This is a genomic window from Zeaxanthinibacter sp. PT1, from assembly GCF_028464225.1.
In the GTDB taxonomy this organism is placed as follows: Bacteria; Bacteroidota; Bacteroidia; order Flavobacteriales; family Flavobacteriaceae; genus Zeaxanthinibacter.
On the sequence record NZ_JAQPCN010000001.1, the window covers coordinates 788608 to 807170 of the forward strand.

The following is an 18563-nucleotide window of genomic DNA, read 5'->3' on the forward strand; positions in this document are numbered from 1 at the left end:
TATAAATTATTTGAAATAGGTTCTTAATTTGAGAAAAACAGCCGAGCAAAGATAGAACACTGATCGGAGAATAGAGAGACCTTCTACTTCCCGGTAGATCCTCCATTCGTATTTTAAGAGATCCAGCTTATTAGAAGAAATAGAATTTGATGCATCCCTATAAGAGGCCATCACCTCCTGAAGCCCATATCCATCGGACTTTTTAAGCAACTTCAGCCACAACGCAAAATCCTGTCTTTTCCTGATTTCAGGCATGTATTCTTTGCCGTAATACCGAATATCGTACATGGCCGTAAGACAGCCGATGGGATTTTTATAAAGTGCCGATTTATACGTTACTTTTTCCTTGGCCTTAAACACCTTCTGAAGCTTTTCTCCACTTTCATTCATGGTGTCGTATGAGGTAAAAGTAAAAGGGTAATTATTGAAAATCATGAAGGCCAGCTGTTTCTCTATTTTCTCCGGGTACCAGGTATCATCACTATCCAGGAAGGCAATAAAATCTCCTGTAGCCGCCTCTATTGCCGTGTTCCTGGCCACTCCCGCCCCCATGTTGGTGCTAAGCCGAATGTAGCGAACCCTGTTATCCTTTTCCGCGTAAGACTTAATAATATCAGCACTCTGATCCTGCGAACAGTCGTCTACTAATAAATGCTCCCAATTGGAGTAGGTTTGGGCTTGGACAGATTGGAGACAATTGGTAATATAAGCAGCTGCATTGTGTACCGGGGTCACTACAGATACCTTGAATTGATTATTATTTGCCCAATTTTCCTCCATTCCTATCTTCAAAGTTTTACGTTGTCAACCTGAAAAGGCTCGCTCTTGCCACAGCCCCTGAATATTCCCATGACCATTTTCTCATAACTGCTTAGTGTCGGGTTAAAATCCTGGTATATAAAAACTTCATTCCCATATTGAAATGTGTTTTCTTTTGAAAAGGTGAAATCCCATCCATCAAAACCATGCTCAATGCGCTCCGGGGGTAATTGTTCCTTTTCCGACTCCAAGGGAAAAGCGTGAAAAAACATCCTGCACCCAAAAAGGTTTTCTACCTGCCCCCCTTTATACCGAAACCGAAGGTATATCCTTGCCTCGTTTTCAAATGGAGTGGTAATCACCTCGGTAAGGACCAAGTCCTCACGGATTAGCTTGGAACCTGAAAAGTGAATGGCTGAACTTTGATTATCATAAAGTTCCAAAAATGCTTTGTACTGTTTGTTTTCTTCCGGATTGTTATAGAATACGAAGTATTTACCAAATTGTTTATTCCTGTTAAAGGTCTTGGGCAGCCCATAGGTAGTCAACTGTTTATTATTTCCCATCTCGGTAACTAAAATAACATCATCGGATCTCAAGGTATCGTAGACTTTGTTGAGTTCAGTTGTCAGGTTGAATCCATTGGTTTCTGGAAATGAAGGCAATTGTAACATCTTACTGTAGCCTAATTCTTCTTTGTCCGCCTCAACATCAATTAGTACTAGTCTCTGCCTGTCAGACTGCTTAACACTCCTAACAGCTTCCATTATATTTTCTTTAGAACTCGGAAATATTTTAGTGAACATATTGTTGGAAAACAGGAATATTGGCAAGAGCAATACCAAAAAAAATATGCCAATTACCCATTTACCACCATTATTTTCCCGGTACCAGTTGGTTTGACGAATATGGTTGCGAATGATATCAATAAACACCCCGGTAAGCATAACTAAAAATGGAAGAAATGGAAGTATATTCCGGTCTATATACACCCGTTGTTTAACTATGGCCCATACGGTAAGCAGGAATACCAATAGTAATGCTCCCCAGGTAAATCGCTCCTTCTTATCTGCCCACTTTAAACCGAAAAAACAAATCGCCGGGAACAGGAATAGTAGCCCCCCTAGTGAGGGTATAAGCTCTCGGTATACACCCCTCAGGTTATAAAGCTTATAATTCTCTACTATAACACCCTTATTCCCAGTGGCATATTGCCAAAAATTAGAGAAATAGTCGTGGATGATTTTGCCAAATACTTCTTTCCCGGCAAATAGATCCCAGTTTATCAACCCGAAAAACAACAGGGATGTCAATAGTAGAGTAATCAAACTTTTAAGACGTTTCTCCAGCCCTTTAAACTGCAGAACCATTTGAATGGTTATTAAGAGGAGAATGAATAGGCATGAAAATTTTAGTGAAATTGTCAAAGCAAATAATAGTCCCCCCAGGCTGATAATGAACCAGCTGGGCCTGGGGTTTTCCCTGATGTATAGGTAATACCACAGCAACAGGTTTATCATGGAGAGCAATAATGGTTCTATATAGAACACGGAGCGTTGTTCCAGGAATAGAGTATTGATCCCCACCAGGGTAACCACCATGAACATAGCGGTAGTGTACTTTTTCCGCCATAAATAAATCACTAGTGGGATAAAGGTGATAAACATGAAGATCACCGCCTGCATTTTGAGGTAGTGGTGAAAATAACGCAGGTTAGGATCCTGCATATTGGCAGCAAGTTGACTACTACGTGTTTGGTAATTTTCAACCAAGTAATTGTAACCGGGATAGTCCCAGCTTTCCACATAAATATTACCTCCCATATGCCCGATCATACCCACCAAAGCACCTGGATAGAACAGGTAGGTAAATAATCGAGGGCCATTTAAAGCCCTGTATACCGTATTTTCGGGAGTATATTTTGGGTGAACCGTAGAGATCGTGAAATACTCGTCTACCGTGAAATTATCAATATGGTTCTTGTTATAGTTCAGCTGAAATAGAACTGTCGTCAGAAATAGTAATCCCAGGGCAAGAATCAGGGTGAATTTCTTGCTTATAAAATTTAAAAATGGTCGATCTGTCATAAATTCAAGGATTATCGGCTTTGGCTAGGATACAATAGATAAAGAATAACTGTAAGAAGCCGTTGAGATCTTCCTTTATAATTTCTTTATCAAATAACTCATTCATATCATCGACAAACAACAACATCAGCCTTTCCACTTGTTCCTTACTCATCCTGCCCCGTACATTAAGCGTCTGGCAATCCGTCTCGTACTCATGCTCTAGAATAAGGGTTGATTGTAAACCTATGGCTTCGACCAAATAGTTGATATCTATATTCGTGTCTAATTCTATTTTAAGCCCGAGTTCCGGAACTTCTTCTGCCTCCAGTGGCGGCACCTCGGCTAAGGGGTAAAAGCGTAGTCTTATATCTGAAAACGATGCTTGGGACCGGATATATTTCTCGGAATCCTCTTCCCGCATTCTCAGCTGCTCTATTACTTTCTCCTTGGTGTATCCCCTCTTTGCAATATCCCGTTTAAGTTTCCAGTATAACCTCAAATCTTCCTCGGGCTCCACAAAGACTTTGAGATCAAAAAGATTTCTCTTGGCGGCGATGTAGAATGGATGCAGACCTTCAAAAATAACGAGCTTCTGGGGGTGTATCTTGAAGGGTTCGGTAAACTTTCCCGTTCCGTGATCATAGAGCCTTCTTCTTATTGACTTCCCGGTTCTTAACAACTTTAGTTGCTTAATATCTTCGTGTAGATGATTCGCTTTCGGGGATAAATGCGTCAAATCATTCCACCGGTCATGACCTCGTTCCCAACGATGCATATCATCTCCCCTTATTATAGTAACCTGTGATTTGCCGAAAAGTGCTGTTAGCAATTCTGTCAGGGTAGACTTCCCTACACCCGAGTCTCCCCCTATCCCTACCAGGAAGGGCTTGGTGCGTAATTTCTTATTGATGTTTTTACCGATACCCGCCTTTAATATCCATATCACATTAAGAACCAGAACGGTCTGTAATAAGGTGAAAGATAAATTTACCAATAGAGCCGGTTCAACAATTCCCCATTTCATTAGCTCCTCATAAATGGAAAATCCACGTTCGGTCCAAAGAAATACATAGCCATAGTCTGATGTTGGCAGCAAGCCAAAAAATAACAGGAAAGCAAATTGTAAGGCCAGGACCGGGATATAGGTGAGTTTCTGTTCCTTAATGTTGAAATATATAAGAAATGGCAGGATCCAAAAATACCAGCCTGGTTGGGGAGGGATAAACAATAATAAAGTGGCAAAGGAGAATCCGATAAACATCACAAAAAGATCCTTACTGAATCTCCTGAACCTGCTTGCCACCGCAAGAATAATAAGGTATACGGCAGGGATGAGATAGAATTGCAACTGGCTCAGAGTGGTAATGCCTGCACTCCACACCTTGGATTGTTCCTGGTTGTGATACACCATGAGCCTGTACGAATCGTTAGTGAGGAAGGGTAGGCTCGGAATAAGAAAAGTAAGTCCCATTATAGAGAGTGCTACCAGTATTCTCATCACCCTTCCCTTTGGCTCAGCCTTCCAAAGAAAGAGGAGTACAAAGGGAATCGTTAATACCAGGTTGGTTTTGGTGGCTAACCCCAGGCCTAGTACCGCAGCTGATAACCAGAAGCGGTTTTTGATCAGCAAATATGTCGCCGCGAACAGGAATGCGATAGGAATAACATCAAACTGACCATGAATATATGAGATATAGATCAGGACAGGCGACCACCAATAATACCTTAGAAGTTTCTCGTTCTTCTGCCCGAGCCAGCGAGACAGGATCAGGAGCACCAAAGTATCCGCTAGGAGCAGCGGTATCCTGATAAAAAATGGAGAAAGTGCTGCAAGCCCACCTCCAAGTGCACTTAAAACGTACAGCATGAGTGGAGGATATGGAAATGCATCGGTGATCCCTTGCTCAAAAAAATAGGTGTATGGATCCTGTAATCCTGAGGAAAGAAAATAAGTAACAAACGGAATAAAGGCATTAGACATCAGCCTCCCCGCAAATAGGAAAGACAGCACAATTTTAAACAACAGTCCCCAGGCATAGAGGGGATGCTGAAGGATACTGAGCTTAAATTTTCCTTCTTTATCCCGAAAAATTCTGTCTAGCTTGCTATTTATTGCCATCGCTTCACGTTATAGTGTTTGGTACAAATAGCGTCTAGGTGCAATTCTCTTTGTTCGAGCAAAGCCTTGTACTGTTCTATTTCTTCATCTCTACCTTGTAATTCAGGAGATACCAGGCAAAGTTTAAACCCTAAATCCTTAAGACGATCATGCGTTTTCTTTTCAAGGGGTAGCTTGGTAAAACAATCGATCCAAACCCAATTCACCTTCCCTGCCATGCTTTCTATGGTATCCAGGCCTTCAAACTCAGAATACCTCAGCGCGATCCTATCTTCCCCAAGGGAAACAAGGGAACGTATCATGGGAAATGAACTATCGAGAAAAAAATACCTGGAAATTCCATAATTTGAAAGCAACTCAAGGATTTTGTGCTCTATCCGTTCACTTTTAATATTTAGTATCATAGTACCATGGTGGTACTCCTTTAAATAGGTTTCGAAATCCTCGCCTTTCAAAAATGGATCATGGGCTAAATGGATACTGCCATCTTCACTATCTCGCAGATCAATTTCAACCCCAAAATTCTCAGGGAGTTCTCGAAGTTCTTCAAGGGTATTCACCCGGTGAGCGATATACTCCATTCTTGCTATAGGGTTTTTTTAAGTTTTCGGCTGAACTCGATCGTCCTTTTAATGAATTTCTTTTTCGCGCTCAATCCAGTATTCCAGCTGGAGGAACCGTGAATACGTTCGGGAAAGACAACATCAAACCTGATAAGCTTAATCTTTTTTTTACGGGCCAGGTATAAGGCATAAAGATCCAGTGAAAAGTCATGGGGGGGCTGCTCCCAGCTCTCATAAAAAGAGCGATGAAATATGTTCGGCTGGGCATTGATATCATACAATCTTTCACCCAGGTAAACCGTTTCAAAGAAACTCATCCCCGTAGTGAAAAACTGGTCAAAGATAGGTCTGCCCTTGCGCTTCCCTTTAACATAGATGTTTTCTTCCTCCTGTTCTTCGATAATATTAAGAGCCCGGATTACATCCCCGGGATCTGTTTGCATATCAGCGTGGGTCCAACCAATATAAGTGCCCTTTGCAGCCTCAAGACCGGAAAGTATCCCAAAGCCGTAGCCTTTATTTTGTGTAACGTGGACCATCCTGGCAAACGAAAAATTCGGTAATACGGTTTTAAGAACTGCTTCTGAATTATCTGTTGAACCATTATTCACCATTAGGACTTCTATGTCCTTCCTATCGATCACTTTTGAAAATGCATCCAGCAATAGTGGAATATTTGCACTTTCGTTATAGCAGGGTATTACTATAGATAATTTCATATAACACTAGTTTTAAAGACCCAAAATTTCTGCCCGATGAAGTTGAGCACGGCACTCAGCCCGGTGGCGCAGAGAAAAGCAAAGATGATGCTTTCAAACCATATGAGGCATAAGTGATTGGTCCCGATATTCAACCCCAGGGTGATGCCGTAAAGTATAAGAAACTTCATCAACTGCTTCCCTGAAAATTCTTTAGCCTCAAAGGTCCAATATTTATTCAGAACAAAAGCAACCATGGTTCCGGTTAAAAATGAAACTCCCTTGGCAATATTGGGTCCCAAATAGGGGTATAAGGCCAAGTAAACCAAATAATCAACCAGGACCGCTGTTACCCCTGAAACACCAAATTTCAAGAGTTGTTTCCGAGTTGTTGTACTTACCGCCATGGCTGAGGGAATTGTGAGTAAGATTGATCCAGTGCTTTTTGGTCTTCTTCAGCAACCATAGGATCCTTCTGAAGCGTATAAGGGTGCCATTTCACTTTGTGAAAGAAACTCTGCCAGTACTTATATGTCAAGTAATCATCCGGTGTTCCCCATCCCAGGTAGTGATCCACCTCAAACGCCTTAACCTTCAGACCCATTTCTACTAATTCACCAACACAACTATCCACGTAAAATTCGCCATTTATACGTTGATTCTTAGCTTTTAAATTTTTTAATGCTCCAGTGAAATACGCTGCTTTTCGAAAATAAAATGTTCCTACTATGGCGTGATCCCCTGAAGGGTTATCGCTTACAGGAACCTTTACGCTTACTCCTTGGACCAAGCCAGAATCATCGGTTTTCACCCAGCCGTACATTTGTGGGTTCCTGGCACTGCTGGGATGTCCTCTGAAGGTCCATACTATAGCATCTACTTTTTCATCTTCCAATAGTTCCTGATAGCTTTCCTGGTTATATATAACACCGTTGTCGCAGGCACCGATCAACAGCGGGAGTTGATCATCTTGTTCTTGCAATCCCAGGGCGCAGGTACTCGCCTGCCCGTCCGTGACCTGGTTTAATGGCACTATCCGAGCCTCCGGGTAAAATTCCCGAAGACTGCGTTCCAGGGGGTATTGTTCTAAATGTTCCTCAAGGCAAACGAAGGTATTACGCCCGGAGGCCGGGAGATAATTTGCAGCCTGAACAATCATGGGTTTGCCTCCAACTTCGATCAGCGGTTTTGGATCAGCATACCCTGCCTGCGTAAAACGGCTACCTCTGCCCGCCAACGGAATAAGGTTAAGACAGCCATCATCAAGAGGTTCTTTTACCGCCTTCCAGTCTGCGATTGCCCTGAAATAGTCCGAGAATCCAAGATACTCCTCAACATCCTGCGGCGTACCCCATTGTAACATGTGCTGTACGTCATAAATAGACACTTTAAGCCCGTCCTGCACCAACAAATTATAAATCAGGCTCACATAGAATTCCCCTTTCAGGTCAATTCCCTTTTCTATAAGTTCGGAAAAGTATTTCTTCACATAGCTGCCTTTCCGGAAATAATAGGTCCCCATAGATGCATACTCCTGCATCCTATTATCGGTAAACGGCTCTTTTTCCTTAATCTCCAACATCCACTGTTTATCATCCCGCATAAATGCATAATTGGTAGTTCCCAGCATATGGGGATGAAAACCTTTGTAAGCGGGAACTGCACCGTCGGCTTTGCGGTCGCGCGTGTGTTTTAAAAAATCACTATAATCCCAATAGCATGAAAAGTCGCAATAATTGACAATGACCTCTTCCTCATCTGCAAGGAGGTCTGCAACCTGTAAAACAGCGTAGACCGGGCCTTTTTTATGGGGTGGAATTTCCCGGATTACCCCTCCTGGAGCTATCCTCATCAGTACCTCCCTCATGTTGGTCTCCTGCAGGTGCTTACTGTTGCAGATAAATATAAAGTCGGTTTCCCCGGGAAACATTTTAACCACATGCTCTATGATTGGCATCCCGTCTATTTCTATCAAGGGTTTCGGGGTGGTATAACCGGCTGCAACAAAACGATTGCCCATTCCGGACATGGGAATTACTATTTTCATTGAATTGTTTGAATTGAAAAAATTTTCAGGGACCCATCCTCCCAGACAGGTTTTATATTTTTAAAGGCTTGGTCATAATTGGTTTCAATGACGATATAATCTATTGAATACAGGCCTGCTAATGACTGCCACTTTTTTGGTGTTATTTCTCGAAAATACGCTAACCCCTGTTCACCTTCTTGACGACTTCCATAAAAGGATTTATATCGATTACTATGTTCTTCTATTTTTGATTCTGCAAAAGGAAATTCTTTGGAAACAACAACGTTCCTTTTCCCAATTAATCGAATGTCGGTATTGAGCGCATCCGAATATGCTTGAAAAACCGCGTCAGGTGGGGTATTTCTCACAAAAGTAAAAAAATTCGACTTCCTTTGAGATATCTGAGTAAACGGATGGTCAAGATAAATGATGCTCGATATAAATAAACTGACAAAAAGGAGTCCTACAATACCTTTAGAAACAGGAGGGATTTCCCAGCTTCTAGGGTTTTTAACAATGTATCCAATCATAATCATCCAGCAGGCAAGTACAGACCAAAATCCGAATATTGTAAATCTTGATGGCCCTAAATAGGCAATAAGTTTGACTGGAATAATATCTATGAAAAGGTATTGCAGTCCGATAGAAATTACATATCCCAAAAAGGCAAGGGAAGCAGAAATAGCTAATTTGTAAAAACGTCTGTACAACCCATAAAATAATGGAATAAGTATTAACAGTGCTATTATAGAGAATATAGATTCCCATGGGAAAAATACATTGCTATAAGAAGGCACATGGTAATGCCATGGATGTCTCTCTCTTACGTAATATTCAATAAACAATTCGGTGTTCAATGTAGCGGAGCTCTTAAACATCACGGTAACAACTATTCCTGAAAGTAAAACTGCTCCGAATAGTTCCATCATCTTGCCGTAGCAATTTTTAATCCAAGGCATTAAGAATATTCCGTAGAAACAAGCGGTTAAAAGCCCCATAACAGGGTGGAGCAGAGTACCTAATACAATTAACGAAAGATAAAGCCAACGACCAGCCAGCCTACGCTCCCACAGTATTATTCCTATAAAACTGACAAACATACTGAGGTTAGCTGGATATAATGAGGCATTATACGGAAGCCAATTGCCAACCGCCAAAATCCTATTAAGATCTTTTGACAACACTACAATCGCAAGTAATATAGCTAAATAAGGCGCCAAATGAAATACCTTCTTAGTTGGTAAGAATCTTTGTAGAAATACGATGATTACACCAAAAATTACCGGGGGGTATAGGGTTAGCATAAGTACCTTTATGATAAAGAGCCAAGAATACCATGGTAGATTGAACAACAAAGGAGGGAGCGCAACAAAGTATCCGTATATCCATCGTGGATTTTTTTCAAAAGATGCCTGGGTGAAAAAATCATTTACAAGTAAATCGGAATTGAATAGATGAATCCAGAATGGCATCATATCCTGCTCAGCCCAGGTATAAGCCGTGGGGTTTTGAAGAAAAGTAAGAAACCCAATGAATCCAAGGAAAAAAAGATAAGTGTTCCATAGGTTTTTATCTTTAAACCATGCCATTTTTCCGGCCATTCTATTCATCATCTTTGTTGTCGATATTTTTCAGCTTCCCAATTCCCCAAGTACTTAATTTCTTCATGTGACAGATGAACCAGGTTGTCTTTAAGATAGTCAGCTATAATCATGTTGTTTTTAAGGACATCTTCTATCATTTTTGCCTTTTTCAAGTCGGCAGCTAAAATATAAAGTTGATCCTTTATTAAGATTAGTTTAGGGGGCTCATGATACTTCTCGGCAAAGATTATTAGTGCATTAGCATCCAAATGCTCAGAGACCAAGATTTTATACCCACAGAAAACATAGCCGTCCGGTGAGAAAGGCGGTTCTTCTGCAAGCTCTGGGCGATTCTTTAGCAATTCAATTATAGTAGCATCTTCTGAATGATAGACGGATAACCTGTGGTTAAAGGCCTCTTCATAAATAGAAGAAATTTCGGAAACACGACGATAGCGGGCAAGATCCAATCCCGAGATGTTTTCAGCTGACAACACCACCTCTTCCATCAGTTCCTTGACTTCATCAAACTTATCTGAACTAATAATCAGACCATGATTCTGTAAAAAAATCACTTTTGGTAAAATTCCGTACTGAAGTACATACTCTTCTAATTGATCACGTAGAAGTAATGCCAATTCTATACCTGGGGTCTCATAAGGAATCAACAGACTACGGGGGTATAATTGTGATGTTGCTTCTTCCCAGTTTTTACTGCTTGTCAAAACGTTAACGGCTATAGAATGCACATGGCAGGTATAACGATATAACAAGGCGTGGAGGTAGGTCTCAATAGAAGGTCTATCTTGACCAAGAACTATTGATTTAGCCAATAACTCACCGGCTCTTTTATCTTTATCCCTTTTATCTTCGGTATTCTTCACAGAAGGGTGATTTAACACGTTGAGCACTGCTGCCGTTTTAACCCCTGTGTAACCTCTACCCTCTTGCAATTCAGATAGTAAATATCCTGAGGCTTTAATGAGCATGGTTTCCCCATATTTAACAGAAGTATTGCCGCCTCCGGCCTGCACTAGGTCAAATCTTTCTCCCGCATAGGCCGACATCCTGATCAATTTGTCAATTGCTTCCTGCTCCATTATAATTGAATTTCAATAAAAGATCTAATTTCCTTAACAACTGCTGGAACGTTCCTTTTCTCAGCATTCCTGTTCAGCCAAACTGCTCTAATATTCATTGCCATAGCTCCTTCTATATCCTTCTCCCAACTATCTCCTATCATTAGGGCCTCGGTTGAATTACAGTTGAGTTTCTGTAAAGCTCGCGTAAACATGTAGGGGTGTGGCTTTTCAATGCCTACTTCTTCACTACTCACCATAAAGTCTAAGATTTCAGTGAGTTTTAACCGTTTTAATTTCCGGTATTGAATATGTGCCGTTAGGTCTGTTAATAAGCATATTCTGCCTCCTTTAGCCTTAACCATTTCTAACCACTCCATTACTCCCTCATCCAATACTAGGTGATTAAGAAATGTATCCCAGTAACAGTCGTAAAAATAAAGTCCATGGTGTAAAGAAGCCCCTTCTATTCTTTCCAACATTTTTTGAAAATAAAGAAGGCGGTTGTGTGATGCGGCCTGGGAAGGCAGTTCTAAATGGGTCTGTTTTCTAGCCAAAGTGAAGACTGATTCAGCCGCTTTCCGATTTAAGTCATAAAGTCTATGAAATTCATCGTAAACCGTATTCATTGCCGCTTTGTGAGGAACGTCATAAGCATACAGTGTGTTATCCAGGTCGAGAATAATGTTATTTTGCTTCATGGATAATTCGCTTATAAAAATTTAACAATTTCTTTTCTTCCTGGTCCCAATTAAAAATATCCACGGCTGCATTCCGACCAATTTCTCCCATTTTACTAGCTAACGCCCTATCACTAATTAGACGCGCTATGGCCCCCGCGATTGCTTCAGGATTATTAGGATCTACAAATAGGGCACAATCCGTGTCCTTAAGAAGAGTTCTCCAGTATGGGAAGTCTGATGCAATTACCGGTATTCCGGCGGCCATATATTCAAACATTTTAACCGGGATACTATCTAAATAACTGATCGTCGGCTCCAATACCACCAAACCCGCGACTGAACGCTGCATTACCTGGTTGACCTCAGTTCTTGACAGAAACCCCAACTCCTCTACCTGGCTCCAACCCCTTACTGATACTGCCCGATTTCTCAAATCCTCATTTTCAAATTTTCCTCCAAGTAAAAGTTTCCCATTGTCCAGATATGACATGGCCTCAACAATTTGTAAAATTCCACGAACCTTGGAAATAGCTCCTACATAGCATACGGCGTCTTCCTTTTCTCCTAAAACCTCGGCATTATTAAACTCTTCAAGAAACGGGAAATTCTGAACCTCTATAACAGTCGGATTCACCTTTAAGAATCGATCCCGAATATGCGGTGTTGCTGCAATAATTCCTGAGAGTTTTGCCGCTATGTGGTTTTCGTATCGTTCAAATAAGTACGATAGGGCTTTCCGTAACCATGAAGGAAGATAAGCCTTGGTTAAAAGTTGTCTAGGGACATCTTCATGAGTATCATAAATTACTTTTTTACCTTTTGCTATAAGTTTTTTTCCTACACCCAGGAGCTCCGGATCATGAAAATGATAAACACTGGCCTCAATTGCCAGGGCCTGTTGGTACATTTTTTTTCGAAATTTCAGCAAACGCTCTTTTCTGTTAACTGGTCGCCCTATATCCCAGAATATTACTCCGTCCTTTTCTTCATTACCAAGTCCATCGGCTACTACTAGATGAACTCGAAAACTCGCCTTGACTAAGGACCGGCATTGCTTAATAAATATTCTGGTGTCATAACGGTGATGTACCGTTGATATATGGCAAATTTCAATCATTCTTTTCTCGTATTAAAAAAATGGATATTAACAATAAGGCAAGAGCTCCGTGGGTAAGGAATACTGTAAAGATAGAGGAACTTATAAAAGAAAAAATGACCAGTAAGAATAAGCCAAAGTAGCGTGATGGTATTTTTAGGTTATTCAGAATCATAAAGTAGGAAGATACCAGGCCGATATTTACTAGTACGCCCAGGGCTCCAAAATTCATATATCCGTCAGAAATTATCCCGTTGTTAGCAGCCATATCCGGGCGGTTAAAATAGGTTTCCCCTATGATGTACTCATGACGAATTTGATAGGGGTAATCAACAAAAGCTCCTAATACAGACTCTGACCAGTACATATAGTTATCCTTGAAGAAATCCAAATATGTAATATCTAAAAGAGTAGGAAGAAAATGCACCCTTCTGAAGGTCAGTATCCAAGGGTAATCATATCCCGCAACAGCAAGCATCAGACATATGATAATAAACAGTGAAGAATACAGAAGAATCCTGCTGACAGATTTCAGATAGGTCCATCTATAAAATATCAATACAACGATTAAGCCCAGGTATACCGTTTTATGTGCTCCAAAGAGATAAAAAAGGACCAGGTAAAGAACGCCAACAAAAGCGAGCAATTTGTTTCTTAGCTCTAAAGAGAATACGATGATGAGCGGGATTATTATTTTAGTAAACAAGGAATAGGTATAACCAAAATATACATTAGAGAGGCCTGCCATAGAGCTCCTGGTTTTGTATACGTCCAATAACAGTAAGTTCTTTAAGTTTATGTGCGGACCATATACCAAAAGATAGGGGATGGTCCCTATTACCGTGATCAGCAAAAGCACCAGGAGTCCCTGTTTTTTATTCAATACAGGAATGCTGGTAATACTGAACTTCAGCTTAAGCATAAACCAGCTGACAAAAAAGAACAGTTGGTGATACAGTAGAAGTTGTGATGGGTACATCCCTTCGGATATAAAAGCGATGAGGGAAGGAATGGTTAACAGGATAAAGAAAAGAGATAATATTATAAACCCCAGTTTCCTGTGATCAATTCTGGTCAAAAATCGAACATTGAGACCAAAAATCAATCCGGCCAGAACTAAACGAAGAAAAGAAAAGTTGAACTCTCCATCCTTAAGTTCAGCGATATACTCCCAGTAAAAATAGTATTTGATCTCCGCATGGTACAACCACAAGAGGAGTAGGAAATAAATGGTGAAATATGTCGATATGGATGGCCTGATCTTCAATTCTTAATAGCTTTTCGCGTTGCAAAGATGAGTGATGACAGAAAAGCAAAGAAGGAAATCCCAGAAAACCTGTTCAAAATACTTTCAAACAATGCATTGATAAAAAATATTAGTACTATAGCCAGCGCTAAGTATTTGTCTGTTCCTGTGTAAGAGTAGGCTCTTTTAAAAAGCATGAGGAATATGGCGACAAGCAGGAATAATCCAAAAATGCCGTTTTCTATCCAGGTCTGGAAAAATTGGTTATGTGAGTTCAGTTCATCGCGTAAGGGGAAACGGTATTCCTTTTCAATATATTTTTGGTTGAGCGCTGCCTGTGCATTGCCAACACCATATCCAAAGAATGGGTTTTCGGAGATTAGATCCAAGGATGCATCCCAGCTTAAAAGCCTGGTAGCATATCCATACCTGGCTTCCTTATCCAGGGTAAATTCATTCTTAACAACTTTACCCACACTCTCTGAGACCCTGGGATTAAACAAGCTCAGGGTATAAATCCCCAGTGCAAGACACCCTAAAAATATAATTTTATAGAGTGCTGATGTTCTAATAATCAGGACCCGGTAAATCAATAAAATAGTCAGAACAATTAGTGATGCCTTATTAGATATGAGGAAAAGCAGCAGAGCGAAAAAAAGTATGAATACCACTCTTTGTTTTATCGGAAAGAGGTTTTTTTGAAATAACAGAATACTCGTGCCTACGGTTAAGTACAAACCAAAATATACGGTTTGATGAAAAACGGAGAAGTGTTTCCCAAAAAAATAGTTACCCCCGTAAATGACTGATTCCATAAACGATTTTCCTTCTATAAGCTCAGGTTGGAACCGGAATATGCCGGGGCCAATCTCGATAGAGCGATATACGGCAATGAGAAGGCAGCAAATTCCCGAAACTAACAAACCCCATAGAAAAACCTTCATTAATAATATGTAGTCTTCCTTAGTGAAACGGTGTAGATAAAATAGTACAGGAAAGATGAGTAAGGAAAGCTTATGTTCTAAATATTTAAGCTCCCCGTTAAAGGTGAGGAATAGACCGACGGCATATACTAGGTAAAGTGCCGGCAATAAAATAAGACCCCAATGCATCTTTGGTTTATACTGCTGAAAACTGGATAGAGATAAAACCGCCCATAACAGAATGGCCCAGGTTGCCCATTTCTGTTCAAACGGAATCAGGAAAACATACACCAGGACCCCGCTGAAGTACAGCCTGTCTGTGTTTATTCCAAAATCGACTAATCTCTTCATTACTTCCTCCTTAGTTATCTGCAACACTTAGTTTAGCGAGTGTTTTGTACTCCAATAGGAAATAGAGGCTGTAAAGTATGACCTCGTGAATAACATAAACGTATAATAAACTAATGATATCCAAATCGAACAGGTACACACAACATCCTAGTGTTATAAAAGTGGTAATGAAATACCCGAATTGCCATACCGACGCTATTTTTAAATCGTTGGTGGCGTTGAAAATTGCAGATAGTGGACTGGCAACTAATTTAAATACAAAACTAAATGCCAGTATACTCGCAAAATTTCCTGAACGAATCCAGGAATCACCAAATACAATACTGAACACAAATGGGCCAAATAAGAACAACACTATCCCGATCACTGTACCCATTGAAAAAAGGACCAAGGCCGACTTTAAAAAGAAAGTTTTACATTCTTTATAACGCTGTTGATTTACGAGGTCAGCTATCTTCTGGTAAAAAACATCTTTATAAGAGGTCCCAATAAGGCCTAATGGAGCACTGAGGACCATGTAAGTAAGCCCGTAATACCCAAGATCGTCTTTACTGTAAAATGCTGTTAAGACCAATATAAGCGCCTGCATCGAAACTGTATTAAGTAAAGAAGGTCCAATCCCGAATTTTGGGAAATCCTTATATTCAATCGCAACTTCTTTAAGTTTCCGAATAGGAATAAAAGACGCTCTTATTCCTGATTTTTTAAAAAGATAGAGCCATGACCCCAGGGTGCCTAAGATTTTAGCCAGGACAAGACCATAAATTGTGATTCGTGCAAATCCAAATCCTAGGGCCGTGCCAATATATCCTATAGCTTGCATAACTTTCGCATAAGCATTGTACCGGAAAGTTTTATGCCTGATTGATAAATTGGTAAATGCACTCCAGATCCCAAAAAAGAGCACATATAATGGAACAAAGTATATCAGTGCCCCCAGGTCTGAAGGAAAATACCTGTAGTAGCCGAAGAAAGCTAGCTGCAGGATTATGGCGTAAGCTAACGTCAGGTATATACTCAGTGCGAATAACCTCATCGCCCGTAATTCTGACCTAGGCAAAACGATGGCCATATGATATTTTCCTCCTACCCCAACGGCAAATATGGTGGCGAGTGCAAAAAAGGAAGTATAGCTGGCAAAGTCTGATTCAGAGTACAGACGAGTAAGAAGTGGGGTCGCCAAAAAAGGCAGTATCTGTGCAATTCCGGTCCCCATCATTTGGGACGAAACATTCCTGGTAAATTCAGATTTTACTACTCGGGCCCAGAATTTTGTCAAAGCATGTTATGGCTTGTGGTTAAATATGTTTAACAATTAAACTAATCAAAGAAACGGGTGGTATGATCCTTTTCTACCCACCGGTGTCGCCTCTCGAATATCATGTACGATCTCTATAGCCGTTCTCGCAGCTTCCAAGCCATATCCTTTCCCATTTAAAATATCCTTGTAGACCATGGTATGCAAGTCCGTGAATCCCCCGCTGAATTCCAGTTCCTCTCCATCGATGGTTATAGATCTGAAAGTAGTTTGCCCTTTATCCTTAACTTCTTTGGGCAGGTAATCCGCATTGATCGACAAGAACCACCGAACCCTGGCGTTTTCAAATTCCAGGTATCCCGCTGCCCTGTCGTGTTCGTGCACATGTACGGTATTTTCCTGGACATCCCCGAAAATCCAGGATAACATATCATAAAAATGTACCCCGATATTAGTGGCAATCCCTCCTGATTTAGACAAGTCTCCTTTCCAGGATGTAAAATACCAATGTCCCCGGGACGTAAGGTAGGTGAGGTCTACCTCGAATTTATTGTCTTTTTTCGCCTGCTTCACTTTCTCTTTAAGAGCAATTATACTGGGGTGTACCCTCAATTGGAGTATGTTGTATATCTTCTTACCCGTATTCTCTTCTACCTTCTGTAGTTTATCCACATTCCAGGGATTCAACACTAAGGGTTTTTCACAGATCGCGTCAGCACCACTCCGCAAGGCAAACCTGATATGGGCATCGTGTAGGTAGTTAGGAGAGCATATACTTACAAAATCCAGGTAGGTATCCTTTTCGTATTTCAGTTTTTCAATGTGACGATCAAAACGTTCAAATTCGACGAAAAAATCAGCTTTTGGAAAATATGAATCTATGATTCCAACACTATCTCCTTTGTCATAGGCGGCTAGCAGTATATTGTCTGTGTCCTTGATTGCTTTCATATGCCTTGGAGCAATGTACCCGGCAGCTCCGATCAGTGCAAATTTCTTCATCCGTTAATGGTTTTTATCAGTTGGTCTGTTATATAATTAATTTCTCCTGTCTCCAGGTATGGGTTCATAGGGAGGCTCATTACTTCAGCTGCACATCGCTCACTCACAGGAAAATCTCCGGTCTTATGACCCAGGTAATTAAAGCATTCCTGTAAATGCATTGGAATGGGATAGTGTACTGCCGTTGGAATGCCCTGCCTGCTCAATGCATCCTGAACCTTCTGACGGTTTTCTATCCTAATCGTATACTGGGCCCAGACCGAACTTTGCTGGTCCATGATCCTAGGTAATATTATCCCTTTATTTTCAAGATTCCTGTTATATGACTGGGCTACATTCTGCCTTCTTCTTATATCTTCCTCGTAGTGCTTTAATTTTACCTTAAGAATTGCAGCCTGCAGATTGTCAAGCCTCCCCCCCATGCCTATATACTTATGAGTATAACGAGCCACTTGTCCGTGGATCCTCATGGCCTTCATCTTTTCATAAACCTGTTGATCATCTGTGAAAACAGCTCCTCCGTCCCCAAAACAACCAAGGGGTTTCGCGGGGAAAAAACTAGTACAACCTACGTCACTGAGATTACCGCTTCTCTTTCCTTTATACAGAGCCCCAAAACTCTGGGCACCATCCTCTATGACGTACAGACTGTGTTTTTTTGCAATTATATTGATAGCATCCATATCCGAAAGCTGGCCGTAAAGAGATACGGGCATAATAGCTTTGGTGCGATCCGTTATTGCTGACTCAATTTTCGTGACATCAATATTGTAAGAGTTCTCATCAATGTCTACAAAGACAGGAATTGCCCCTAAACAGGCAATTGTTTCTGCAGTAGCTATAAATGTAAATGGGGTGGTTATCACCTCATCACCGGCTTTAATTCCAAGGGCCATCATTGCCAATAAAAGAGCATCGGTTCCGGAGGAGCAGGTAAGCGCATATTCTGAACCTACAAAATTGCTGAGGTTATTTTCCAGTTCTTCCGTTTCCTGCCCCAGGATATAACGAGCAGAAGACATGACCTCAAGAGCTGCTGCCTTTATCTCTTCCTCGTGTTCCCGGTAGGCCAGCGGTAAATTTGCAAAGTCTATATTCATTTTTA

16 protein-coding genes are annotated in these 18563 nt (G+C 40.9%); all 16 read right to left on the reverse strand.

Annotated features, from left to right (window positions below; all coding sequences use genetic code 11):
• Positions 1 to 6: 6 nt before the first annotated feature.
• From PP178_RS03470 to PP178_RS03545, 16 genes are read right to left on the reverse strand one after another with little or no spacing between them, the layout of a single operon-like run.
• Positions 7 to 792: a glycosyltransferase family 2 protein gene (locus tag PP178_RS03470; protein ID WP_272592916.1), complete on the reverse strand. Its 786-nt coding sequence runs from the start codon at positions 790 to 792 to the stop codon at positions 7 to 9.
• A complete protein-coding gene (locus tag PP178_RS03475; protein ID WP_272592917.1) occupies positions 789 to 2846 on the reverse strand; it encodes a hypothetical protein in 2058 nt (685 codons plus the stop codon). The genes PP178_RS03470 and PP178_RS03475 overlap by 4 nt, the downstream gene beginning before the upstream one ends.
• Before the next feature lie 4 nt (positions 2847 to 2850).
• Positions 2851 to 4947 (reverse strand): hypothetical protein, encoded by a 2097-nt coding sequence (locus tag PP178_RS03480; RefSeq protein ID WP_272592918.1) that lies wholly within the window; start codon positions 4945 to 4947, stop codon positions 2851 to 2853.
• Complete coding sequence (locus tag PP178_RS03485; protein ID WP_272592919.1) at positions 4938 to 5528, reverse strand: hypothetical protein; 591 nt, start codon at positions 5526 to 5528, stop codon at positions 4938 to 4940. Before PP178_RS03485 ends, PP178_RS03480 begins: the two co-directional genes overlap by 10 nt.
• Positions 5529 to 5533: 5 nt before the next feature.
• Complete coding sequence (locus PP178_RS03490; protein ID WP_272592920.1) at positions 5534 to 6229, reverse strand: glycosyltransferase family 2 protein; 696 nt, start codon at positions 6227 to 6229, stop codon at positions 5534 to 5536.
• Complete coding sequence (locus PP178_RS03495; protein WP_272592921.1) at positions 6226 to 6615, reverse strand: GtrA family protein; 390 nt, start codon at positions 6613 to 6615, stop codon at positions 6226 to 6228. The genes PP178_RS03490 and PP178_RS03495 overlap by 4 nt, the downstream gene beginning before the upstream one ends.
• Positions 6606 to 8255, reverse strand: a complete 1650-nt coding sequence (locus tag PP178_RS03500; RefSeq protein WP_272592922.1) for an NTP transferase domain-containing protein — start codon at positions 8253 to 8255, stop codon at positions 6606 to 6608. Before PP178_RS03500 ends, PP178_RS03495 begins: the two co-directional genes overlap by 10 nt.
• Positions 8252 to 9850 (reverse strand): hypothetical protein, encoded by a 1599-nt coding sequence (locus PP178_RS03505; protein WP_272592923.1) that lies wholly within the window; start codon positions 9848 to 9850, stop codon positions 8252 to 8254. Before PP178_RS03505 ends, PP178_RS03500 begins: the two co-directional genes overlap by 4 nt.
• A complete protein-coding gene (locus tag PP178_RS03510; protein WP_272592924.1) occupies positions 9847 to 10920 on the reverse strand; it encodes a class II aldolase/adducin family protein in 1074 nt (357 codons plus the stop codon). Before PP178_RS03510 ends, PP178_RS03505 begins: the two co-directional genes overlap by 4 nt.
• Complete coding sequence (locus tag PP178_RS03515) at positions 10920 to 11600, reverse strand: HAD family hydrolase (protein ID WP_272592925.1); 681 nt, start codon at positions 11598 to 11600, stop codon at positions 10920 to 10922. The genes PP178_RS03510 and PP178_RS03515 overlap by 1 nt, the downstream gene beginning before the upstream one ends.
• The gene (locus PP178_RS03520) at positions 11587 to 12699 is read right to left on the reverse strand and encodes a glycosyltransferase family 4 protein (RefSeq protein ID WP_272592926.1); all 1113 of its coding nucleotides are present in this window, start codon (positions 12697 to 12699) and stop codon (positions 11587 to 11589) included. The genes PP178_RS03515 and PP178_RS03520 overlap by 14 nt, the downstream gene beginning before the upstream one ends.
• Positions 12692 to 13945, reverse strand: coding sequence for a hypothetical protein (locus PP178_RS03525; RefSeq protein WP_272592927.1), 1254 nt, complete (start codon positions 13943 to 13945; stop codon positions 12692 to 12694). The genes PP178_RS03520 and PP178_RS03525 overlap by 8 nt, the downstream gene beginning before the upstream one ends.
• On the reverse strand, positions 13942 to 15198 hold the full coding sequence (locus PP178_RS03530; protein WP_272592928.1) for an O-antigen ligase family protein: 1257 nt from the start codon (positions 15196 to 15198) through the stop codon (positions 13942 to 13944). The genes PP178_RS03525 and PP178_RS03530 overlap by 4 nt, the downstream gene beginning before the upstream one ends.
• A gap of 10 nt (positions 15199 to 15208) precedes the next feature.
• On the reverse strand, positions 15209 to 16477 hold the full coding sequence (locus PP178_RS03535) for a lipopolysaccharide biosynthesis protein (RefSeq protein WP_272592929.1): 1269 nt from the start codon (positions 16475 to 16477) through the stop codon (positions 15209 to 15211).
• Positions 16478 to 16522: 45 nt separating this feature from the next.
• Positions 16523 to 17458, reverse strand: coding sequence for a Gfo/Idh/MocA family protein (locus PP178_RS03540; protein ID WP_272592930.1), 936 nt, complete (start codon positions 17456 to 17458; stop codon positions 16523 to 16525).
• Positions 17455 to 18558 carry a DegT/DnrJ/EryC1/StrS family aminotransferase gene (locus PP178_RS03545; RefSeq protein WP_272592931.1) on the reverse strand — a complete coding sequence of 368 codons (1104 nt, stop codon included), beginning with the start codon at positions 18556 to 18558 and terminating at the stop codon, positions 17455 to 17457. The genes PP178_RS03540 and PP178_RS03545 overlap by 4 nt, the downstream gene beginning before the upstream one ends.
• Positions 18559 to 18563 lie beyond the last annotated feature (5 nt).